The following is a 22,450-nucleotide window of genomic DNA, read 5'->3' as shown; positions in this document are numbered from 1 at the left end:
TTTTATATTTAATTATTTGATATTAAACATGAGGTATATCAGTATAGTTAGATATTTCTGAGTTTGCTGTGCACAAATCACCTACATTAAGGTCATGTATATCTTTGTGACCAGTAATTCTAGCAAAAGATGTGAGTTCTTCGAGACTTGCGTGAAGATAGTTAAATACCCTTTTGGCACTTTTATCTACATCTAGTCTCTTTCTAAGTTCTTCGTCTTGAGTTGCACATCCAACAGGACATTTTCCGCTTCCGCAAATACGGTATTGCTGACATCCTGCGGCCATCATAGCGGCACTCCCTATAGCAATTGCATCTGCACCCATAGCTAATGCTTTGGCAAAATCTGATGCCACTCTTAAGCCTCCAGTAATAACTAAATCTATATCTAAATTGTTTTTATCTAAATATTTTCTGGCTCTATGAAGTGCGAATATAGTTGGAACAGTAGTAGCATCTTTAAGGAGCTTTGGACTAGCACCTGTAGCTCCACCACGTCCATCAATAGTAATAAAGTCAGGGTTAGCATAAGCTATAAAATCAAGGTCTTTTTCTATATGACCAGCTGCAATTTTTATTCCTATCGGACGTCCTTCGGATTTTTCCCTAAGCATATCAACCATTTCTTTAAGTTCTTCTTTAGAGTTGACCTCTTCGAACTTTGAAGGGCTTATTATATCATGGTCCATAGGTTTATTTCTTATCTCTGCAATTTCCTTAGTAACTTTTTCTGCAGGTAGATGACCTCCCATACCGGGTTTTGTACCTTGGCCAATTTTGATTTCTATAGCATCTGAATTTTTTAAATTATCATCTGTAACGCTGTATTTGTTTGGTACGTATTCAAATATGTATTTATAAGATTCTTGCATTTCTTCTGGAAGTATTCCCCCTTCACCGCTACACATAGCAGTTTTATTAGCTGCAGCCCCTCTAGCTAGTGATACCTTTAACTCTTTTGAAAGAGCTCCAAATGACATATGTGTAATATATACAGGACTTTCTATATCCATAGGCTTTTTCGCTTTTTTCCCAATTGTAGTTTTAGTATTTACGTCATCATGTTCGTTTAGTGGAAAAGGATTCAGTTGAGCTCCCAAAATTAATATATCATCCCAAGATATAATCGGTAATTGAGTTTTCATAGGGGCAATAACAGGGGACCCTGTTATTGCCATTTCATGTATTATATCCATATGTTTTTCAACATTATCATTCGTTCTTATATATTCTCCCAGATAGTCTAGAGAATTAGGATCTTCGATAATAGGATGATCGTTAGAAGATCCGGTTGTATCTTGTTTTTTCTCATTATTTTGTTCAACTTCTTCAAATAAAAACTTAGGGGCAGTGCATATGGGGCATTTCCAATCCTCTGGTAATTCTGAGAATAGTTTGCCTTGTTCTTTTTCATTGTAGATATATCCACATATAGAGCATTTATACATCATATCATTCCCTTCTTTAGTTTTAATTTCATTATACCAGAATTTTTAGATATTATGGGTCACTTAACTTTAGATAAATCAATTGAAGTATATAATTAAGTTAATTATACTAATTATATTACTACTAAAGGGAGGCCAATATGTTTAAAATAGGAGAGTTCTCGAAGTTAACTCAAGTTTCCATTAGAATGTTGAGATACTATGATGAAATGGATGTATTTAAACCATTAAAAGTTGATGAATCTACTGGATATCGAATGTATTCTGTAGATCAAATTCCTAAATTACAGAAGGTGATTTTACTTAGGGATATGAAATTCAATATTGATGAAATAAAATATGCTTTAGATAATTGGGACCAAACATACATTATCGATAAATTAAATCAAAAAAAGCAAGATATACAAATACATATAATAGAAGAGCATGGACGAGTTAATAGAATAGATAGAGCTGTTGATAATATATTAAATAACAACCTTCATGTAAATTACAATATAGTATTTAAACAAATTCCAAGCTATAGTATTCTTTCTCTTAGAGAAGTTATTCCTAATTATTTTTGTGAGGGATTACTTTGGAAAAAGATGTACGATTTTGTATTAAGAGAGATTTATATATAGAGAAACTGAGGCTATTGATCTAATGGCATGTAGTATGGTTTACGGTGCTTATGAAAACATCGCCCCTGCATTTCAATCATTTGCTTATTGGCTTTCTCGAAATGAAGAGTATAAAATGTTGGGGAAGAGTAGACAAATATGTCATAAAGGACCTCATAATGAAATGGATATAGATAAATACCTCACAGAAATACAAATACCAGTCAAAAGATTATAATACTTAATATTTGAGTTAATTAATCGTTAATATCATTCCTTAAAATAATACTTGAAAAATTAATATTGTTATTGACTCTAACATTGTGTGAGGGATTATTATAAAGTAACAAAATATAAGGAGGTAGTTAGTATGAATAATTTTTATGTAGAGTCTATAGGAAATGTGAAAATTAATGGAGAGAGATTTTTTATAAAATTAGACTCAAAATACTCACCAGCATTGAGAGGTTTAGAAGGGTTTGGTCATTTAGACATACTTTGGTGGTTTAGTAAATTTGATACGCCACAATTTAGAAGTATACTAACAGCAAATAAACCATATAAGATGTCTCCTGAAATTTTAGGTACATTTGCAATGAGATCTCCAGTTAGGCCAAATCCAATTGCACTTTCAATAGTTGATATAATATCTATTGACTACGAAAAAGGACTCATAGAAACGTCATATATCGATGCTTTTAATGGAAGTGATATTCTGGATATAAAGCCGTATACTCCGAGTGTAGATCGTATTGAAAATCCTAAAGTACCAAAATGGTGTGATCATTGGCCAAAATGCGTTGAGAGTTCAGAGAGATTTGATTGGGACAGTGAATTTAATTTTTAGATTAAAGTTAGATGTTTCTTATGAAAAGTTTGTATTAATTGTCCTAAAAACTCAGTATGGAAAACAAGATCGAAAATAATGATAGATTCAAAGAAGATAAAGATAAAATTTTTCGAATAAACAACAAAAAAAGAAGGAGAAACACAGGGTATATTAGAAAGTTATAATTAGGCAAGCAAAATTTAAACTGGAAAAGTAAAAAGAAGGATATCTAGGGCGAGTTTTAATGTTTTAGATATCCTTCTTTGATTATACAGTCTTATTATTTTAAACTAAAATATATAAATTCATTTTTTTAATTAAATTGATATATAAATTTTGTATATTAGTTTAAATTTTATTATATATTATTTAATATATTAAAATTTAACTTTGTAAAAAAATAATTGTTTAAATTGAGGAAGATCAGGTATAATAAAGGTAAATATGAAAATTATGGAGGTATTAATTATGAAAGCAGTAGTAGATCCAGATGTATGTATAGCTTGTGGAGCATGTATAGGAACATGTCCAGATGTATTTAGCATGAGCGATGAAGGTCATTCTCAAGCGATAGAAGGGGAAATTCCAGCTGAATTTGAAGAATGTGCTAAAGATGCTGAAGAGGGATGTCCAGTTTCAGCTATAACTGTTAAATAATAATTATAGTTTAGATTTAATTAAAAACTAAGTCACATCGAACGAATATGTTCATGTGACTTTTTAACTTTTTGAAAAAAAATATATTATTATAGTAAAATTACCTGAAGAAATAACAATAAATAAAACTGATGAAATGGATGCCGTTTAATCTGTTTGTTATATGTCTAGATAGATTCAGTTAGGTATTTTGAAAAAGTAGATTTTACATTCTTAGAATTTGATAAGCTAAGTGGCACAGAAATGCCATTCGTTATAATTATATTATTTTTTTCGATTTTATCTACATTTCTAAGATTTACCAAATATGATCTATGTGTTCTTATAAAATGTTTTTTGGCTAAAGAAACCTCTATCTTATCCATTGAGGAATAAAAATTAAAAGAAGATTCACCGTAATATACAGTAGTAATACGATTTCTTACTTCAAAGAATAAAATATCATTAAGTGGAATCTTTTTAACTACTGATCCAGACTCACATACAAACATATCAGTCTTTTTTCTGTCTACAGTGGAAGCTGCTTTTAAGAATACCTCTTCGAACTTTTTTGGTGTCACTTTATCCTTAATGATGTAGTTAAAAGGAAGTGCGTCAAAAGACTCAAAGACATACTCAACACTTGTAGTTAAAAATATAATCTCGGATTTGCAACCTCTAGAACGTAAAATTTTGGCAAGCTCTATCCCATTCATTTTTCCCATTAAGATATCTAAAAAAATTATATCTGCATAACAATCTTTACCTTCCAAATCGAACAAAAGATGCTCTGCGCTACTAAAAGTAGTAATATTTATCTTGATATCCTTTTCTTTAGAAATATTTAATAAGATATTTTTATATTTTTCAATAATACTTTCAGTATCATCGCATAAAAAAACTTCTAACATATCTCTACAAATCCTTTCTAATTTAATTAATAATTACTATTAATATGTATTTTGTATACTATTAGAAATATCCTATATTGTATATAAATTATATAATACTTTTATATTGAATGGAAGTATTCACGACAAAAAACATCATTTCACAACATTAAAACTATCTGTGGCTACATTCATATAGAATTTAGTAAAAATATAGTGTATAATACAAGATTAACACAATTTTTAGAAAATTTAATAACAATATTGTAAAAAATAAAATTAAGTGCTATATACTTATAATATTTATTTAAAAGGAGGAGATTATCATCAAAAAAAATTTTGAAGTAATTTTATTTGATTTAGATGGAACTTTAACCGATCCTAAAGAAGGGATCACTAAATCTATTCAGTACTCTCTAGAAAGCTTTGGAATAGAGGAGGACAGATCAAATCTAGTTAAATTTATAGGCCCTCCACTTCACGATACATTCAAAATAGACTACGGATTTGATGACGAAAAAGTAATTCAAGCCGTTGATAAATTTAGAGAGTATTTTAAAGAAAAAGGCTTATATGAAAATAAAATATACCCAGGAATTGAGAGTATAATCAAAAAATTATATAATAGTGGAAAAAAGATATCGTTAGCGACGTCGAAACCGACGATTTTTGCGGAAAAAATTTTAAATAATTTTAACATTCATAAGTATTTCGACAATATAATTGGTAGTAATCTTGATGGAACTAGATCTGATAAAGAAGAAGTTATAAGGTTTGTATTGAATAAATATAAAGATGTTGATAAAAATAATATAGTAATGGTTGGTGATAGGAAATACGATATAGTCAGTGCAAATAAAATAGGAATAAGTTCTTTGGGAGTATTATATGGTTATGGAGATTTAAAAGAAATACAAGAATCTGAACCTAATTATATTGCTGAAAGTGTTGAAAAATTAGAGAAAATATTGGTTGATTAAATCTTAGGACAGTTGATTTTATACTTTTACATATTTTTTTCTACGTTATTTCCCAAGAAATATATAATAGTGATAGTATCTTTGTCGTTTAGAAAGATATATTAAATATTTCTTGGGAAATAAATTGTTTTTTGATGATGCTGAACTAATTTTGTAAAACTAAAAGGGAGATTAAATATGGATAATGTTTTTAATGAATTTACTAGTAATGATATAATTGCTAAGATAGATATTGATAAAAATGAAGTATTAAGATATTTACAGTACAAAGATCAAGATATAGATGATGATTTAAAAAATACTATAGATGATTGTATCATAAACACTTTAAGTACAATTAATCCTAGATTCATATATTCTTCTTACAAAATAGACAGTAGTAAAAAAGGAACAATAAAGTTTGAAAATACGAATTTAGTTTATACAAGTGAAGATATATATGAATTATTAAAGGACTGTAATAGGGCTTTTATTATGGCTGCTACATTAGGTGTTGAGATAGAAAGGTTGACAAGAAGATTTTCTTACTCAGACCTTACAAAAAGTATAATAATTGATTCGTGCGCTACAACTGCTATAGAGGAAATTTGTGATAGTGTGCAAGAATCCATAAATAAAGGATTGAGTGAAAAAAGACAAACTACAACTATGAGATACAGTCCAGGTTATGGGGATTTGGGGATAGAAAATAATATTGGTATTTTAGATGTTTTAAACGCTCAAAAAAATATTGGACTTACAATAACAGACAGTGGAATTATGATACCTAGAAAATCAGTTGTTGCAATAATGGGGGTAAGCGCATTAAAATATAGTAATAATGATATAAAGAAGTCTTGCAATAATTGCAATAATAAAGATAATTGTATCTATAGAAGAGAGGATGGGGGCTGTGCAAATATTAGAGTACATAGAGAGTAATATACTATTGTTTGATGGTGCTATGGGGACGATGCTTCAACAGAAAGGATTAAAATTGGGGGAGAATCCTGAAATATTCGGATATCAAAATCCAGATAAACTTTCAGATATACATTATAGCTATCTGGAATCTGGATCCAATGTTATATTAACAAATACATTTGGTTGCAATGAATTAAAATTGACTGGTGAATATACTGTGGAGATGATAATAGACAATGCAATTAGTGTAGCAAAGAAAGCAATAAATAGAATACAAGAGGAAGAAAAAAAACCTAGATATGTTGCATTAGATGTAGGACCAATTGGTGAAATGCTAGAGCCTATGGGAACGCTTAGTTTTGATACAGCTTATGAGATATTTAAGAGACAAATGGTACAGGGGGAAAAATCTGGTGCAGATTTAATTGTAATTGAGACAATGATGGATTTGGGAGAAGTAAGAGCTGCTGTTCTAGCTGCAAAGGAAAATACAAACCTTCCAGTATTTTGCACAATGACATTTGATGAGAGTGGAAGAAGTTTTACAGGATGTCTTCCAGAAAGTATGGTAGTTACTGTTGAAGGGTTAGGTGTAGATGCGATAGGTGTAAACTGTTCATTAGGTCCGAAACAACTGATACCTATTGTTGATAAGATCACAAAACTTGCATCGAGACCAGTTATGGTACAAGCAAATGCAGGGCTTCCAAAAGTCGTAGATGGAGTTACTGTTTACGATGTAACACCAGAAGAGTTTTTAGGCGGAGTTAGAAAGTTTGTAGATATGGGGGTAAGTATAGTAGGCGGATGTTGTGGGACAAACCCAGACTTTATAAAAGAAATTTCTAATAATTTGACTTCACTTAAAAAAGTAGTGTTAAATAATAAGTATAAGAGTAGAGTTTGTTCGTATTCACAAAATCTAGAGATCAGTTCACCTATAGTTGTTGGGGAAAGAATAAATCCTACAGGTAAAAAATTGCTCCAAGAATCTATAAAAAAGGAAAGTGCGGAGTATGCAATTAATTTAGCGCTTGAGCAAGCTAGATCTGGAGCGCAGATACTAGATATAAATGTAGGTCTTCCTGGAATTGATGAAAAAAAAGTTATGATAAAATTTATAAAAGAGATACAATCAGTTACTGATATACCACTTTTAATAGATTCTTCTAATCCTGAGGTATTGGAAGCTGGGCTTAGATATTATAATGGTAGAGCAATTGTAAACTCAGTAAATGGAAAAGATGAATCACTCGATAGTATTTTACCTATTGTTAAGAAGTATGGGGCTGGAATTGTAGGTCTTGCTCTAGATGAAAATGGAATACCTAATTCTGTAGAGGGAAGAATCAAAATAGCAAAAAAAATTATAAAAAGGGCCGAAGAATATGGAATAAAGAGAGACGATATATTCATAGATTGCCTATCTTTAACTGTATCTGCGCAACAAGAAGAAGCAGTGGAGACTTTAAAAGCTCTAACAGAGGTTAAAAAACTTGGAGCTAAAACTATTTTAGGTGTATCGAATATTTCCTTTGGGCTACCAAATAGAATAGCTATGAATACTGCATTTTTAACACTGGCACTAGGATCAGGTTTGGATTTAGCAATAATAAATCCTAATGCATCTAGTATGATGGAAGCTATAGATTCATTTAGAGTTTTATATAACATAGACAAGGGCAGTGTTGACTATATAGACAAATACAGCAATATAAGTATTGATACTCCTAAATCTTCTAATAATACGACTTCAAATATATCACTGGACACAATAGTTGAAAGAGGTCTTAAAGATGAAGCAGAAAGAGAAACATTAAGATTACTTGAAAATAACAGCGGAGATTACATAATAGATAATATACTTATACCGGCTTTAGACAAAGTAGGTAAAAAGTTTGATTCTGGAGAAATGTTTTTGCCTCAACTAATACAATCTGCCGAGGCAGTTAAAAATTCCTTAAGTGTGATAAAGTCTATTTCACTGGAAAAGAGTACAGAAACAGTTTCTAAAGGAAAGATAATAGTAGCAACTGTTAAAGGTGATATACACGATATAGGAAAAAATATAGTTAAGATAATGCTTGAAAACTACGGATATGATGTTATTGACTTAGGAAAAGATGTACCTATTGAAGAGGTTGTAAGAGTAGCAACTGAGCAGGAAGTAAAATTAATAGGTTTAAGTGCCCTTATGACTACAACAGTACAAAGTATGGAAGATACTATATCGTATTTAAGAAAAAATAATTTAGATACAAAAGTTTTTGTAGGCGGAGCTGTTTTGACAGAAAACTATGCAAAAGAAATAGGAGCAGATTTTTATTCAAAAGATGCAAAGTCAGCAGTAGAAATAGCTAAGAAGAATTTATAGATAAATGTTCGAAATGTTTATGTTAAATTGTAGAAGTTAGTTAGAACAATATAAAATTCATTATTTAAGAGTGAGGTAGTGTTATGAATAAGGATAATAAAAGCTACCTATATGGCTTTATTGCATATATAGCTTGGGGTATACTTCCTTTTTATTGGAAGATTCTGCAACATATAGATTCAAAAGAAGTATTGGCATATAGAATATTATTTTCTAGTATATTTATATTTTTAGCTCTTGTAGCACTAAGAAAAATGAAAGAGACAACATCAGAGATAAAAGATATACTTCATAATAAAACAAAACTAACATACATGTCGCTAGGAGCATTTTTTATATCCATGAACTGGTTATTGTTTATAACTTCAGTTTCTAATGGCAATGTCATAGATGCCAGCTTAGGATACTATATAAATCCGTTAGTAAATGTACTTGTCGCAGTGGTTATATTAAAAGAAAAGATTACAAAAACATCGATTTTAGCATGTATATTTGCTGCTGTTGGTGTTATCATATTAGCAATAAATACAGGAAAATTCCCGTGGACTGCAGTACTGCTAGCTGTTACTTTCAGCTTGTATGGTTTAACTAAGAAGAAAGTAGACATTTCTTCTTCTACAAGTTTGTTTATGGAGACGTTTATACTAGCTCCTTTTGCACTTGCTTATTTAGCACTTTATTCATCAGCCGGATTTTTAAGTTTTGATTTAGGTATAAAATCAACTCTTATAGGTACAGGAATTGTAACAGTTATTCCGCTATTACTGTTCTCTATAGCTGCGAAAAAATTGTCTTATATTGCATTGGGATTTATACAGTATGTAAGTCCGACATTAATGCTTATTTCTGCGGTATTTCTGTTTAAAGAGGTGTTTACTGTGGCACAATTATCAGGATTTATATGCATATGGGTAGGTATTGGAATATTTATTTCAGGAAATTTGACTAAGAAAGTCACGATTGTTGAAGAAGAATCTGAGAGTGTGGTTCAGAATTAATTTTTTAAGCTAAATAGTATCAAGAGGAATAATAAAATTATAATGCAAAATAGATGTTATCATTAATAACTATATATAATAAATTAAATAATTTAATAAGTGAAATAAAAAACGGGTTAAAATAAACCCGTTTTTTTATTAATAAAATTGACTCTCAGTACAAAGTTAAATAAATTTTAATCATTAAACTTAGAATGCCCAGTTACCATCTTTGAATATTTGTATTATTTCTCCGCTTTCAGTTGTTCCAACTATATCTAAATCAGAAGATCCAATCATGAAATCTACATGAGTAATACTTTCATTAATTCCATATTTATCTGAATCCTCTTCTTTTATGCTATCTCCACCTTTAATACATGTTTTGTAAGCTGAACCTATTGCTAAGTGGCAAGATGCATTTTCGTCATAAAGAGTGTTGAAGAATACTATATTGCTGTTTGATATAGGTGAATCGTAAGGGACTAAAGCAACCTCTCCAAGATAATGAGAACCTTCATCAGTCTCTATTAGTTTAGTAAGTGTCTCAAGACCTTTTTCAGCAGTAAAATCTACTATCTTACCTTCTTTAAAAGTTATTGAGAAGTTATCTATTACATTACCACCGTATACTAGTGGTTTTGTGCTGTAAACTATGCCATTTACTTTGTGTTTGTGAGGCATACCAAAAATCTCTTCAGTAGGTATGTTTGGATTGAAGTCTATTCCATTAGGGTCTTTAGATGCACCACTCAACCAAATATGATTGTCTGGAAGTTCTACTGTAAATTCTGTTTTAGATGATTTATATTCTAATTTTTTAAAGTTCTTGTCGTTTAAGAAGTCCATTCTAGTTTTAAGGTTTTTATTGTGTTCTTCCCATGCTTTGATAGTATCTTGACCTTCAACTCTCGTGCACTCAAAGATAGCTTCCCACATTTTGTTCATAGCTTCAGATTCACTTACATCTGGGAATACTTTTTTAGCCCATGGCACTGTTGGAATAGCAACAATACTCCATTTACATTTATCAGTAAGTGTGTATGAACGCCATTCTTTTAGGGCTTCACCGGATGCTTTTTGGAAGTTTGCCACCCTCTGTGGATCTACATCTTTAAGTAGATCTGGATCTTGAGCGTATATAGACAAGAACGCTCCACCACGCTTTGCTATATCTGTATACTGATCTGCTACCCATTTAGGAAATTCGTTGAATACTTCATCTGGAGCATTTAGGTATTTAATAAGTGAAGTTTGCTCATCTGACCATTCAACGTGTACATTCTTTGCACCACATTTGTAAGCTTCTTTTACAGCTAGCCTTACAAACTCTGCACATTCTATAGGTGATCTAATAAGTAAGTCTTGATCCGGTTGTATATTAACTCCGACTTTTATTGATAGTTCTGCGTATTTCTGTAAATTTCTTTGTAAATCCATTTGTTTACCTCCTATAAAAGTAATCTATATATATTATACCACTAGTTAAATTTTGGAACATATTATATGTTTTTATACCCGTATTAGGTTATTTATAAAAAACTTTGAAAAAAATGTAAAAGAATCGTGATTATTATGTCTAATTATTATAGAATAGAGTATGTAAGATTTAATTAGGAGGGATCTGGGTGGAGTTATATGAAGCGATTTTTTATAGAAAAACTGTAGAAAAGTATTCTATAAAAAAAGTTAAACAACCTATGATAGAAGATATCAAAAGAATGTGTAAGAATATAACATACCTCAATGAGGATTTAAATATAAAAGCTAATGTCGTAGATAGAGGCCATGTAATTCATTTTCTGATGGGAAAAGAATGTAAGGTCAAAGCTCCTCACTATATAGTCGTGACATCTGATAAAGGAGAAGATTATTTACAAAATATAGGCTTTGCTATTGAAAGTGTTGTTCTTCAGCTCACATCTTTAGGAATAGGGACATGCTACATAGAAAGTAATTTAGATAAAGAAGATATGGAAGATATACTTAATGACGAAGAGCAAAATGAAAGCGATGATTCTCAAATAGATTTCTTTGAAGAAGTGGAAGAAATTGATGAAACACCATATGTAATAATAGCATTTGGTTACCCTGCTAAAGGAGAAGAATTATTTCGGAGAAGAGATTCAAAACCAGATAGAAAATCTGTAAAGGATATCACTAAAGGTTTTAAAGGTACTGATGATTGGGACACAATTCTAGACATGACAAGAAGAGCACCATCTATAAACAACTGCCAACCATGGGTTTTTTATAAAGACGAAGAAATATTGCACTTGTACGAAAAAAAACAAAAGCATCATTTGGAAATGTCAAAAATTAGCATGGGAGTTGCTTTAAGACATTTCGATATAGCTTGCAAAAATAATGGAGTAAAAGTAGTATATTGTAAATCTGAACATAAAGATAGAAGAGGTAAGGAGTATTTTATAAGTGTTAAAAACCCTAATGCCAATTCTAATGTTGAATCTGTATAAACAATAATATGAAAATTTGAAAGGTAAAAAATAAGTATTATAGAAATATAACAGGTGTTAACTATTTAGTTTAATTAGTTAGCACCTGTTATATTTCGGTGTAAACAACAAAATAAATTGATTTAAACTAGACAGCTTATGTCAGATTATTTATGTTAATCTTAATTAAATTTATTTGGGAGGGGATTCAATGCAAAAACATGAGTGGAGAAAAAAAGAAAAAGAAATATATATACCAAAAACTAAGCCAGAACTTATATTTATTCCAAATCAGAAATTTATCACTATAGATGGAAAAGGAAATCCAAATGACAAACCATTTGCAGATAAAGTTGGTGCGCTTTATTCTTTAGCTTATTCAATTAAGATGATGCCAAAAAGAGGTGTTACTCCGGAGGGGTACTTTGATTACACTGTTTTTCCTTTGGAGGGTTTATGGGACCTGGATATCAAACCCGAAGATCTGAGTTCTATAAATAAGGATGATTTAATTTATACGATTATGATTCGTCAACCCGAGTTTGTAACTGATGATGTATTTAAAATGGCTCTTGAATTTACAAAAAAGAAAAAACCATCTCCTTTGTTAGATGAAATTAGTTATGATGTTATTGAAGACGGTTTATCTGTGCAACTTATGCATATTGGATCCTATGATGATGAACCGGCTAGTTTTAGGAAGATGAATGATTTTATAAAGGATAATAAACTCATTAGAAATAAAACTCAGCATAGAGAAATATATTTATCTGATCCGCGTAAGGCTGATCCTTTAAAAATGAAAACTGTTTTACGAATTAGTGTTACAGAGGCAGATTAAATTTAAATAAAGTAATTAAATGAATACGTAATTAGATTGTCGATGATTATTAATTGAATAATATATCTAAAATATCTACATATAAATTTCACAGTAATGTATTATATAATATATAGAATCCACTATAAAGCTGTATTTATAAAACTTTATAAAGTTTATAATGTAAATCTAAATGATAACTAATTAAGAAACTCATCAAAATGATGTATACGGAAGGAATGATAATAATGAAATTTAATCTGTCTGAATGTATTGGATTTATAACTAATACAACAATGAAGTTTGTTTCAGAAGATTTCAATAGACGCTTAGAAGCTAAAGGATCAACTAGAATACAATGGATTGCTTTATATTTTTTAAATGAAGAAAACAAACCTATAAGTCAAAAGGAGTTGGCTTCTTTGATGAACATTAAAGATTCATCTGTTGCTAGACTAGTAGACAGGATGGAGAGAGATGGATTAATTAAACGGGTTGAGAATCCAAAAGATGAACGTGTGAAATTTCTTGAACTAACTAACAATGGTAGAAATCAGATTGAGGCATTATTGCCTGAAGGAAAATATTTTAGTGATTTACTATTAGAGGGAATAACAAATGAAGAACTACTAACTTTTTATAAAGTTTTAGACAAAATGTCCATTAATATTAAGAAATGATAATAATTATATCATTTCTTTTTTTATTGACTTTAAAAAAAATACTTGCTATACTAATAATTAGTATAGCAAGTATTTTTAATTAAAGTAATTTAAATATAAAAAAATATTAGGAGGTAATGAAATGGCGAAAAATGTTAGAGAGATGCTAAATGATTTTGTAGGTGGGATTGGAGCTCTTGGTGAAACAAACGAGCAGATGGTTGGAGCATTTATGGGATTATTAGGTTCTGCGTATGAACCAAACGCGATGAATCTTAAAACAAAAGAACTAATTAGTGTTGGAATCGCTTGTTACAATAGATGTGAATACTGTATAGTTTACCATTCTTACAAAGCGTTTGAAGCAGGAGCTACTAAAGAAGAAATTATAGAAGCAGCGATGGTTTCAGTGGCTTTCGGTGGAGGACCTTCTATGGCATATTCAGTAACTATATTAAAGGACTGCATTAACGAATTTGAAAACGATTTCAAATAAATAAAATATATTTAAATCGAAGCAGAGGGTATCTAATCTAACCTCTTTTTTAAGGAGAATGATATGACAAATATTATACTAAATAAATTATCCGGCGAGGATAAAAGTGCAAAAGTTGGCAAGATTTTAATAGAGCAAGGTCAAAATATACAAGAGGGTGATGGACTTTTTAACGCTGAATCTGCTAAAGGAAACTTTCTTGTAAAATCACAATATGAAGGAACGATACTAAACATTTTGATAGAGGAAGGTCAGAATATCAAAATTGGTGAAGCTATAGCGGAAATAGAAGGGGAAAAGGTTAAAAAGGAGCCTATACAATCTAATGCTAAATATAACTTTGGTTTTGCAAAACCTAAGAAAGAAGACATAGATTGTGATGTTGCAATCATTGGTGGAGGACCTGGTGGATATGTTTCAGCAATTCGTGCAGCTCAATTAGGAGCTAGTGTTGTATTAATTGAAAAGGACAAGCTTGGTGGAACATGTTTAAATTATGGTTGTATCCCTACAAAAAGTTTTGTCAAAAGTTCACACCTTTATGATGAAATGAAAAAGTGCTCTGAATTTGGAATTAAAACTGATCAGATAGATATACAGCTAGAAAAAATTGTAGAAAGAAAAAATGAAGTAGTATCAAACTTAACTGGTGGAATAAAACATCTTTTAGAGCACTGGCAGATAAAGTATATCGAGGGTGAAGCAAAGGTATCAAAAGATATTATCACTGTTAATAACAACAAAATAGACGCTACTATTAAAGCTAAAAATATAATTATAGCGGCAGGTGCATCTCCGGCGAAATTAAACGTTCCAGGTGCAGATTTACAATCAGTTTTAACAAATGAAGAGATTTTAGAGCTTAAAAGTATACCTAAGACACTTACTGTTATTGGTGGTGGAGTTATAGGAATGGAATTTGCATTTATTTTTAATTCGTTTGGTTGTAAAGTAACGGTAGTAGAATATATGGATAACATTTTATCCAGTCTTGATGACGATATAATAGATATAATTGTAGATGAATGCAATCAACGTGGAATTAAAATTTGCACAAATTCGAAGGTAGAAGAAATATTTATGTCTGAAGATGATCAAACAGTAATAGCTTTTTCAAAAAATGATAAAAAGCATTTTGTGATTAGTGATACTGTTTTAATGTCAGTTGGGAGAAAACCTAATATATCTTCCATTGATTTAGATGAACTTGATGTAGAGTTAAATGAGAAGAAGAATGGAATTGAAGTAAATAGTAGTATGGTTACTACAAATCCGTCTATCTATGCAATTGGAGATATTACAAATAAAATACAACTTGCTCACGTGGCCAGCCATCAAGGAATTGTTGCGGCAGAAAATTGTATGGGCAAAACAAGTGTTATGGATTATACAGCTATTCCGAGTGCAGTATTTTTATCTCCAGAAATTGGTGTAGTAGGGATTAGTGAGAAAGAAGCTAAGAGGGGAGAAATTCCTTATAAAATAAGTAAGTTTCCATTTGCTGCAAACGGCAAGGCATTAAGCCAGGGTGAAGGTAAAGGGTTTGTAAAAGTTCTTTATTGTGAAAAAGATCACACTATCTTAGGTGCTGCTGTGATTGGCCCTGGTGCTACAGATTTAATTTCAAATTTTACACATTTTATTGAAAATAAGACTGACTACAGAACTCTAAACAAGACTGTCTTTGCTCATCCGACTACAGCAGAGTCTATCAATGAAGCTATCTTAGGTATAACTGGGGAGGCAATTCATTTTGCATAAAATATATATTTCAAATAGTTATAATCCATATTTTAATTTAGCTTTTGAAGAGTACCTTGTTAAGTATCATTCACACAAAGATGAGATTTTATTTTTGTGGCAGAATCAAAATACTGTAGTTATAGGTAGGAACCAGAATCCTTGGAAGGAATGTAATATAAAAGAACTAAATCTCCAAGAAGGAAAGCTAGTAAGAAGACTTTCTGGAGGAGGAGCTGTTTTTCATGATAAAGGGAATCTAAACTTTACTTTTATTTCAGCTTATTATGAGGGCAAATTAAAAGAGAATACAAACATTATTATTGAAGCACTAGCTTCAAAAGAAATTAAAGCTGAATTCAGTGGTAAAAATGATATTCTAGTTGATGGCAATAAGATCTCAGGAAATGCATTTTTCGTTGAAGACGATATACTGTGTCACCATGGTACTTTATTAGTTGATGTTGATATAGAAAAATTGGGTTGTATATTAACTGTTTCTGAAAATAAGCTAAAATCCAAGGGAATTGAATCAGTAAAATCTAGAGTAATTAATATAAATAAACTCAATAGAGATATTTCAACTGAGAGTTTAAAAACAGATTTAATAAATACATTCTCATCATTGGGCAATAAAGCATCGGTTTTTATGGTTGACGAAAAAGTTATTGAAGATGATCATATAAGATTAGGTGATATAAACAAACTTATGGATACTTACAAAAGCTGGGAATGGAATTTCGGATCTTCACCTGAATTTAATTATCAAATTTCAAAACGATTTACGTGGGGCGGAGTAGACATTGATCTTTTAGTGAAAGATGGAATAATAGTTGAGGCAAACGTGTATACAGATGCTTTGGATGTTGATTTACCCCAAAGTGTTAAAAATATAATACTAAATACAAAATTTGATCATGAAAAAACAGTTGACCTTATCTCAAAGAGACTTAAAATTTGATCCTATTTAATTGGTCGCTGTATATAAATGTGAAAATATTAATAATAGAATACTAAAATATAAAAAATAGGCTATTAATTGAAAATAGCCTATTTTATCATATACCTATCTTTTAACTAGTTTAATTTCCTATTATAATTAAATTGTTACATTAATTTAAATTTATAATTTATAATAGTTTAAAATAAAATGTAATCGCTGAGTTTAACGATAAAAAATTAAAAGATTTATTGACAGAAAGAGCAATAAGTGGTTTAATAATTAGAAGATAAAATAAAATATTAAATATCGATATAGGAATTAAACTATTATAATTAAATCAATAATTTTTTTGGTCCAGAGAGGCTGAGGAGAAAAGTTGATTAACTACTATTGATAATAAAAATAAATACATAAAGTCTTTTAAACTAGTCCAGAGAGACTGGGAAAGATATCTCATACCACACTTATGTGGAATTTAGCGTGCAGATGAATCCTTCTACCTCTTTGGTAGAAGGATTTTTTAATATGAGGATTAGGCTTTATAGTTTAGGAGGAATGAAATGGTAAATGGTAAAGAAAAACTTATTGTTGCAATTGACACCGACGACTTAGATAAAGCTAAGAAAATGATTGATAATTTAGATGGCAGTGTAGATATATTTAAAGTAGGCCTTGAGCAATATCTGTCTACTAGAGGAAAAGTTGTAGACTATTTAAAAGAAAAAAATAAAAAAATATTCTTGGACCTTAAGTTTCACGACATACCTAACACTATGCAAAGTGCTATTAGATCAGGGGTAAGAGATGAAGTTTGGATGATGACAATTCATGTATCTGACATAGAGGGCATGAGACAGTGTGCTAAAGCTGCAAGTGAAGAAGCTGAAAGATTAAATATAGAAAGACCGATAATAGTCGGAGTGACGGTTCTTACTTCACTTAGTGACCAAGATTTAAAAGATATAGGATGTAACTTAGGAACAGAGGAATTAGTTATTAAGAGAGCGAAGTTAGCTAAAGAAGCTGGAATTGATGGTGTAGTATGCTCTGCACAAGAAGTAGATAAGATTGTAGAAGCTTGTGGAGAAGATTTTATAACAGTTTGCCCGGGAATAAGACCAAAGGCAGCTGAAGTAGGGGATCAAAAGAGAGTTGTTACTCCAGCAGATGCAATAAGAAGAGGAGCTCATTATTTGGTGGTAGGAAGACCTATAACGAAGTCAGAAAACCCAAGAGAATCAGCTATTAACATAGTAAGAGAAATTGAAAATGCTTAGGAGGTAGTAACATGAAGGGAAAATTAATTTTACAAGATGGTACAGTATTTGAAGGTAAAGCATTTGGGTACTTAAAAGATAGCGTAGGAGAGGTAGTATTTAATACTTCAATGACAGGGTATGGTGAAGTTTTAACAGATCCTTCTTACTACGGACAAATAGTGACTATGACTTATCCGCTTATAGGTAATTATGGAATAAATTTAGATTCAGTTGAGTCATCGGGAGTTCATGTTAAGGGATTTATAGTTAGGGAAAAATGTGATTTCCCAAATAATTTTAGATGTGAGATGGATATAGAGACATATTTAAAACAAAATAAAGTAATAGGGCTTGAAGGTATAGATACCAGAGCACTAACAAAAATATTAAGAAAAAACGGAAGTATGAAGGGTATAATAACGCTTGAACATAATGAACTAGAAGATGTTGAGCACAAATTAGAGCAGTTTTCAAATACAGAAGCAGTGAATACCGTTACTAGAAAAGAAGTAGAGTATATAAAGGGAAACGGAAAAAAAGTTGCAATAATGGACTATGGGGTAAAGAAAAATATTATTAGATCATTTAAAAGACGTGATTGTGATATCACAGTACTTCCAGCTTCAACAACTGCTAAAGAAGTGCTAGATTTAGATCCAGATTTAATATTTTTATCAAACGGGCCTGGAGATCCTGAAGATTTAGTAAGCGTAATAGACAATATAAAAGATTTAATAGGCAAAAAACCAATTGCTGGAATATGCTTAGGGCATCAACTACTAGCACTTGCTCTTGGTGGGAAGACATCTAAACTTAAGTTTGGACATAGAGGTGGTAACCATCCAGTTAAGGATTTAGAGGAAGGTAAAGTATTTATAACTTCTCAAAACCATGGTTACTATGTTTCAGATGTCCCTAAACAAGTGAAAGTAACTCAGATAAATTTAAATGACAATACTGTTGAAGGAATGAGACATGAAGAACTTCCGATATACAGTGTGCAGTATCATCCAGAAGCTTGCCCAGGGCCTAAAGACAACGACTATATATTTGACAAGTTTTTAGACCTTATATAATAGAATTCAGATAAAAGTTTGGATATAAGTATAGATTAAAGAAGGTATGGACTCAAATGTAATTTGAGTTAGGACCGATTTAAAATTTGTTATGCGAGGAGATAAAATTATGCCTAAATTAAAAGATGTAAAAAAGACTTTAGTACTAGGTTCAGGACCTATTATAATAGGGCAAGCAGCAGAATTTGACTACTCTGGAACACAAGCTTGCCAAGCACTAAAAGAAGAAGGAGTAGAAGTTGTACTTATAAACAGTAACCCAGCTACTATAATGACTGACAAAGAGGTAGCAGATAAAATATATATAGAGCCATTAACAGTAGAATTTATTGAAAAGATAATAGAAAAAGAAAAGCCAGATAGTCTACTTGCAGGAATGGGTGGACAAACAGGTCTTAACCTTGCAGTTGAGCTACACGAAAAAGGTATACTAGAAAAATACAATGTAAAAGTTTTAGGAACTTCAGTTGAATCTATCAAAAAAGGTGAAGACAGAGACTTATTCAGAGAGATGATGAAGGAAATAAACCAACCAGTAGTAATCAGTGATATTGTCACAGATTTAGAATCTGGTTTGAAATTTGCCGATAAGATTGGATATCCAGTAGTAGTTAGACCAGCTTATACATTAGGAGGAACAGGCGGAGGAATCGCAGATACTGAGGAAGAACTTAGAGAGATACTTCAACACGGACTTCAATTAAGCCCAGTAGGACAAGTACTTTTAGAGAAGAGTATAAAAGGATGGAAAGAAATAGAGTACGAAGTAGTAAGAGATGGAAATGGAAACTGTATAACAGTTTGTAATATGGAGAACGTAGACCCCGTAGGAGTTCATACTGGAGATAGTATAGTTGTAGCTCCGAGTCAAACTTTAAGCGATGAAGAGTACCAATTACTTAGAAAAGCATCTATAGATATAATAAATGCAGTAGAAGTAAAAGGCGGATGCAATGTTCAAATAGCGCTTAATCCACACAGTTTAGAATATGCGATAATAGAAATTAATCCTAGAGTAAGTAGATCTTCAGCACTCGCTTCTAAGGCAACTGGATATCCTATAGCAAAAGTTTCTGCAAAAATTGCATTAGGATATACTTTAGACGAAATAGAAAATGCTGTCACAAAAAAGACTTACGCTTGTTTCGAACCGACATTAGACTATGTAGTGGTAAAAATACCAAAATGGCCATTTGATAAATTTAGACATGCTAACAGAAAGCTTGGTACAAAAATGATGGCAACTGGAGAGATAATGAGTATTGGTAGCAATTTTGAGGCTGCGATATTAAAGGGAATAAGATCTCTTGAAACTGGAAAATACTCTTTAGTCCACAGAGCTTCTGAAGAGAGAACAATAGAAGAACTAAAACAAAGAGTTGTAGTACCCGATGATGAAAGATTATTTGATCTAGCCGAAATGATTAGAAGAGGATATAAGCTAGAGATGATAGAAGAGATAACTGGTGTAGACAAATGGTTTATAAATAAATTTAAATGGATAGTTGAACAAGAAGAAAAATTAAAAGAGCTTAAGATAGAAGATTTAGACAAAGATTACTTGCTAGAATTAAAGAAAAAAGGATTCTCGGATAAAGGAATTTCAGATTTAATGAAATTAAGCCCAGAAAAATTATACGAGCTTAGAAAACTGTATAGTATAGAGCCTGCTTATAAGATGGTTGATACATGCGGAGGAGAATTTGATGCACTTTCTCCATATTTCTACTCAACTTACGATCAGTACGATGAAGTAGAAGTAAGTGATAAAAAGAAAGTAATAGTTCTTGGATCAGGACCTATAAGAATAGGTCAGGGGATTGAGTTTGATTATTGCTCAGTTCATTGTATAAAATCACTTAGAAGACAAGGCATAGAGACTATAATAATAAATAACAATCCAGAGACAGTAAGTACAGATTTTGATACTTCTGATAAACTTTACTTTGAACCATTAACTGAAGAAGAAGTTTTAAATATAATAGAAAAAGAAAATCCAGATGGAGTTATACTTCAATTTGGTGGTCAAACTGCTATAAAACTTGCTAAGTTTTTACATGAAAAGAATATAAAGATACTTGGTACAGATTTTGTAAATATAGACGCAGCAGAGGACAGAGAAAAATTCGATGAACTTCTAGAGAGATTGGATATAAATAGACCAAAAGGAAAAGGTGTATGGACTGTAGCAGAAGGTGTTGAAGTAGCAAATGAACTAAAATATCCAGTATTAGTTAGACCTTCATATGTACTTGGTGGACAAGGGATGGAGATAACTTACAACCAAGAAAAATTAACTCAGTACCTAGAAGATGCATTTAATAGGGACAGTAAAAATCCAGTTCTTATAGATAAATACCTAACTGGTAGAGAGATAGAAGTTGATGCTATATGTGATCAAGAAGATATATTAATACCGGGTATAATGGAACATTTGGAGAGAGCGGGAGTTCACTCTGGGGATAGTATAACAATGTATCCAAGTCAAAATATTTCGGATGAAATAAAAGCAAAAATACTAGATTATACTAAGAAAATAGCACTAGATCTAAACGTGATAGGAATGGTAAATATACAATTTATAGAATACCATGGAGAGTTATATATAATAGAAGTAAATCCAAGAGCGAGCAGAACGGTTCCATATATCAGTAAAGTTAGTAATGTACCAATAATAGACATAGCTACTAAATGCATGTTAGGCGATAAGTTAAAAGACATTGGATATGGAACAGGAATATACAAAGAACCAGAGTTAGTATCTGTAAAGGTTCCAGTATTCTCTATGTCAAAACTATCTAAAGTAGAAGTAAGTCTTGGACCGGAAATGAAGTCTACGGGAGAAGTTCTTGGAGTTGGAGAAAATCTAGAAGAAGCCCTTTACAAAGGATTTATAGCAGCTGGAAAACATATGTCTGACGAAAGAGGTGTTGTTCTGGCAACTATTAATGACAATGATAAAGAAGAATTTATAAATATAGCAAAAGATATGAGAGATCTTGGATACACTTTTGTAGCTACAGAAGGTACAGCAAATAGCTTAAGGGAACATGGAATAGAAGCTGAAATTGTAAATAGAGTAGAAGAAGCTAGACCCAATATACTAGATGTAATAAGAAATAAGCAAGTAGATCTAGTGATAAATACACCTACAAAAGGTAATGATTCAACGAGAGACGGATTTAAGATAAGAAGAACTGCAATAGAGTTCTCAACCGAGGTAATGACATCTCTTGATACACTAAAGGCTATGGTAGGAGTCAGAAAAGAGAAGATAGATGAAGATAAGCTTAAGGTATACAATTTAGGAGAATAGCTAAAATTAATTAAAACATAAAATTTAATTCAAGTATAAATTTA

20 protein-coding genes are annotated in these 22,450 nt (G+C 31.0%); 17 read left to right on the top strand and 3 right to left on the bottom strand.

Features of this window, described 5'->3' with window-relative positions; all coding sequences use genetic code 11:
- Positions 1-22 precede the first annotated feature (22 nt).
- Positions 23-1,450 (bottom strand): glutamate synthase-related protein, encoded by a 1,428-nt coding sequence (locus KQI18_RS10995; protein ID WP_216467922.1) that lies wholly within the window; start codon positions 1,448-1,450, stop codon positions 23-25.
- Positions 1,451-1,587: 137 nt separating this feature from the next.
- On the opposite strand from KQI18_RS10995, the gene KQI18_RS10990 reads away from it, so the two are divergent.
- The 4 genes from KQI18_RS10990 (at position 1,588) to KQI18_RS10980 (ending at position 3,535) form a co-directional block, all read left to right on the top strand.
- A complete protein-coding gene (locus KQI18_RS10990; protein WP_330654407.1) occupies positions 1,588-2,070 on the top strand; it encodes a MerR family transcriptional regulator in 483 nt (160 codons plus the stop codon).
- Between the two features lie 22 nt (positions 2,071-2,092).
- On the top strand, positions 2,093-2,287 hold the full coding sequence (locus tag KQI18_RS14470) for a hypothetical protein (RefSeq protein WP_330654405.1): 195 nt from the start codon (positions 2,093-2,095) through the stop codon (positions 2,285-2,287).
- 132 nt (positions 2,288-2,419) lie between these two features.
- Positions 2,420-2,896 carry an SAM-dependent methyltransferase gene (locus tag KQI18_RS10985; RefSeq protein ID WP_216467921.1) on the top strand — a complete coding sequence of 159 codons (477 nt, stop codon included), beginning with the start codon at positions 2,420-2,422 and terminating at the stop codon, positions 2,894-2,896.
- Between the two features lie 450 nt (positions 2,897-3,346).
- Positions 3,347-3,535 carry a ferredoxin gene (locus tag KQI18_RS10980; protein ID WP_216467920.1) on the top strand — a complete coding sequence of 63 codons (189 nt, stop codon included), beginning with the start codon at positions 3,347-3,349 and terminating at the stop codon, positions 3,533-3,535.
- A gap of 167 nt (positions 3,536-3,702) precedes the next feature.
- Here KQI18_RS10980 and KQI18_RS10975 read toward each other — a convergent pair whose 3' ends face one another.
- Positions 3,703-4,425, bottom strand: coding sequence for a LytR/AlgR family response regulator transcription factor (locus KQI18_RS10975; RefSeq protein ID WP_216467919.1), 723 nt, complete (start codon positions 4,423-4,425; stop codon positions 3,703-3,705).
- A gap of 299 nt (positions 4,426-4,724) precedes the next feature.
- On the opposite strand from KQI18_RS10975, the gene KQI18_RS10970 reads away from it, so the two are divergent.
- From KQI18_RS10970 to rarD, 4 genes are all read left to right on the top strand, one after another.
- Positions 4,725-5,384, top strand: coding sequence for an HAD family hydrolase (locus KQI18_RS10970; RefSeq protein WP_330647841.1), 660 nt, complete (start codon positions 4,725-4,727; stop codon positions 5,382-5,384).
- A 177-nt stretch (positions 5,385-5,561) separates the two neighbouring features.
- On the top strand, positions 5,562-6,305 hold the full coding sequence (locus KQI18_RS10965; RefSeq protein WP_216467918.1) for a vitamin B12 dependent-methionine synthase activation domain-containing protein: 744 nt from the start codon (positions 5,562-5,564) through the stop codon (positions 6,303-6,305).
- Positions 6,268-8,661: a homocysteine S-methyltransferase family protein gene (locus KQI18_RS10960; RefSeq protein WP_236887742.1), complete on the top strand. Its 2,394-nt coding sequence runs from the start codon at positions 6,268-6,270 to the stop codon at positions 8,659-8,661. The genes KQI18_RS10965 and KQI18_RS10960 overlap by 38 nt, the downstream gene beginning before the upstream one ends.
- An 83-nt stretch (positions 8,662-8,744) precedes the next feature.
- A complete protein-coding gene (rarD, locus tag KQI18_RS10955; protein ID WP_216467916.1) occupies positions 8,745-9,659 on the top strand; it encodes an EamA family transporter RarD in 915 nt (304 codons plus the stop codon).
- Between the two features lie 189 nt (positions 9,660-9,848).
- Here the strand turns inward: rarD and KQI18_RS10950 are convergent, their stop codons facing one another.
- Positions 9,849-11,078, bottom strand: a complete 1,230-nt coding sequence (locus tag KQI18_RS10950) for an aminopeptidase (protein ID WP_216467915.1) — start codon at positions 11,076-11,078, stop codon at positions 9,849-9,851.
- Between the two features lie 188 nt (positions 11,079-11,266).
- Between KQI18_RS10950 and KQI18_RS10945 the strand changes: the two genes are divergently transcribed.
- The 9 genes from KQI18_RS10945 to carB all read left to right on the top strand — a co-directional run bounded on the left by KQI18_RS10945 (position 11,267) and on the right by carB (position 22,406).
- On the top strand, positions 11,267-12,115 hold the full coding sequence (locus KQI18_RS10945) for a nitroreductase family protein (RefSeq protein ID WP_216467914.1): 849 nt from the start codon (positions 11,267-11,269) through the stop codon (positions 12,113-12,115).
- A gap of 190 nt (positions 12,116-12,305) precedes the next feature.
- On the top strand, positions 12,306-12,935 hold the full coding sequence (locus KQI18_RS10940) for a GyrI-like domain-containing protein (protein WP_216467913.1): 630 nt from the start codon (positions 12,306-12,308) through the stop codon (positions 12,933-12,935).
- A gap of 227 nt (positions 12,936-13,162) precedes the next feature.
- Positions 13,163-13,594 (top strand): MarR family winged helix-turn-helix transcriptional regulator, encoded by a 432-nt coding sequence (locus tag KQI18_RS10935; RefSeq protein ID WP_236887741.1) that lies wholly within the window; start codon positions 13,163-13,165, stop codon positions 13,592-13,594.
- 124 nt (positions 13,595-13,718) lie between these two features.
- On the top strand, positions 13,719-14,072 hold the full coding sequence (locus tag KQI18_RS10930) for a carboxymuconolactone decarboxylase family protein (protein ID WP_216467912.1): 354 nt from the start codon (positions 13,719-13,721) through the stop codon (positions 14,070-14,072).
- Between the two features lie 63 nt (positions 14,073-14,135).
- Positions 14,136-15,833 carry a dihydrolipoyl dehydrogenase gene (gene lpdA / locus KQI18_RS10925; protein WP_216467911.1) on the top strand — a complete coding sequence of 566 codons (1,698 nt, stop codon included), beginning with the start codon at positions 14,136-14,138 and terminating at the stop codon, positions 15,831-15,833.
- Positions 15,826-16,773 (top strand): lipoate--protein ligase, encoded by a 948-nt coding sequence (locus tag KQI18_RS10920; RefSeq protein ID WP_216467910.1) that lies wholly within the window; start codon positions 15,826-15,828, stop codon positions 16,771-16,773. The genes lpdA and KQI18_RS10920 overlap by 8 nt, the downstream gene beginning before the upstream one ends.
- A 542-nt stretch (positions 16,774-17,315) precedes the next feature.
- On the top strand, positions 17,316-18,032 hold the full coding sequence (pyrF, locus tag KQI18_RS10915) for an orotidine-5'-phosphate decarboxylase (RefSeq protein ID WP_216467909.1): 717 nt from the start codon (positions 17,316-17,318) through the stop codon (positions 18,030-18,032).
- Positions 18,033-18,043: 11 nt separating this feature from the next.
- A complete protein-coding gene (carA, locus tag KQI18_RS10910) occupies positions 18,044-19,090 on the top strand; it encodes a glutamine-hydrolyzing carbamoyl-phosphate synthase small subunit (protein WP_216467908.1) in 1,047 nt (348 codons plus the stop codon).
- A 109-nt stretch (positions 19,091-19,199) separates the two neighbouring features.
- On the top strand, positions 19,200-22,406 hold the full coding sequence (carB, locus tag KQI18_RS10905) for a carbamoyl-phosphate synthase large subunit (RefSeq protein WP_197314308.1): 3,207 nt from the start codon (positions 19,200-19,202) through the stop codon (positions 22,404-22,406).
- Positions 22,407-22,450: the final 44 nt, after the last annotated feature.

Origin of the sequence: Metaclostridioides mangenotii, from assembly GCF_018917235.1 — a bacterium.
In the GTDB taxonomy this organism is placed as follows: Bacteria; Bacillota; Clostridia; order Peptostreptococcales; family Peptostreptococcaceae; genus Metaclostridioides.
Note: the sequence above shows the minus strand (reverse complement) of the source record. Positions and strands in the feature narration are given on the sequence as shown.

Excerpts from the sequence above, each read along its gene's own strand:
- rarD (WP_216467916.1), top strand. The coding sequence starts at position 8,745 with ATGAATAAGGATAATAAAAGCTACCTATATGGCTTTATTGCATATATA.
- KQI18_RS10950 (WP_216467915.1), bottom strand. The coding sequence starts at position 11,078 with ATGGATTTACAAAGAAATTTACAGAAATACGCAGAACTATCAATAAAA.
- carA (WP_216467908.1), top strand. The coding sequence starts at position 18,044 with ATGAAGGGAAAATTAATTTTACAAGATGGTACAGTATTTGAAGGTAAA.
- KQI18_RS10930 (WP_216467912.1), top strand. The coding sequence starts at position 13,719 with ATGGCGAAAAATGTTAGAGAGATGCTAAATGATTTTGTAGGTGGGATT.
- KQI18_RS10965 (WP_216467918.1), top strand. The coding sequence starts at position 5,562 with ATGGATAATGTTTTTAATGAATTTACTAGTAATGATATAATTGCTAAG.
- KQI18_RS10995 (WP_216467922.1), bottom strand. The coding sequence starts at position 1,450 with ATGATGTATAAATGCTCTATATGTGGATATATCTACAATGAAAAAGAA.
- KQI18_RS10935 (WP_236887741.1), top strand. The coding sequence starts at position 13,163 with ATGAAATTTAATCTGTCTGAATGTATTGGATTTATAACTAATACAACA.
- KQI18_RS10960 (WP_236887742.1), top strand. The coding sequence starts at position 6,268 with ATGGGGGCTGTGCAAATATTAGAGTACATAGAGAGTAATATACTATTG.
- KQI18_RS10990 (WP_330654407.1), top strand. The coding sequence starts at position 1,588 with ATGTTTAAAATAGGAGAGTTCTCGAAGTTAACTCAAGTTTCCATTAGA.
- lpdA (WP_216467911.1), top strand. The coding sequence starts at position 14,136 with ATGACAAATATTATACTAAATAAATTATCCGGCGAGGATAAAAGTGCA.
- KQI18_RS10940 (WP_216467913.1), top strand. The coding sequence starts at position 12,306 with ATGCAAAAACATGAGTGGAGAAAAAAAGAAAAAGAAATATATATACCA.
- carB (WP_197314308.1), top strand. The coding sequence starts at position 19,200 with ATGCCTAAATTAAAAGATGTAAAAAAGACTTTAGTACTAGGTTCAGGA.
- KQI18_RS10975 (WP_216467919.1), bottom strand. The coding sequence starts at position 4,425 with ATGTTAGAAGTTTTTTTATGCGATGATACTGAAAGTATTATTGAAAAA.
- pyrF (WP_216467909.1), top strand. The coding sequence starts at position 17,316 with ATGGTAAATGGTAAAGAAAAACTTATTGTTGCAATTGACACCGACGAC.
- KQI18_RS14470 (WP_330654405.1), top strand. The coding sequence starts at position 2,093 with ATGGCATGTAGTATGGTTTACGGTGCTTATGAAAACATCGCCCCTGCA.
- KQI18_RS10985 (WP_216467921.1), top strand. The coding sequence starts at position 2,420 with ATGAATAATTTTTATGTAGAGTCTATAGGAAATGTGAAAATTAATGGA.
- KQI18_RS10980 (WP_216467920.1), top strand. The coding sequence starts at position 3,347 with ATGAAAGCAGTAGTAGATCCAGATGTATGTATAGCTTGTGGAGCATGT.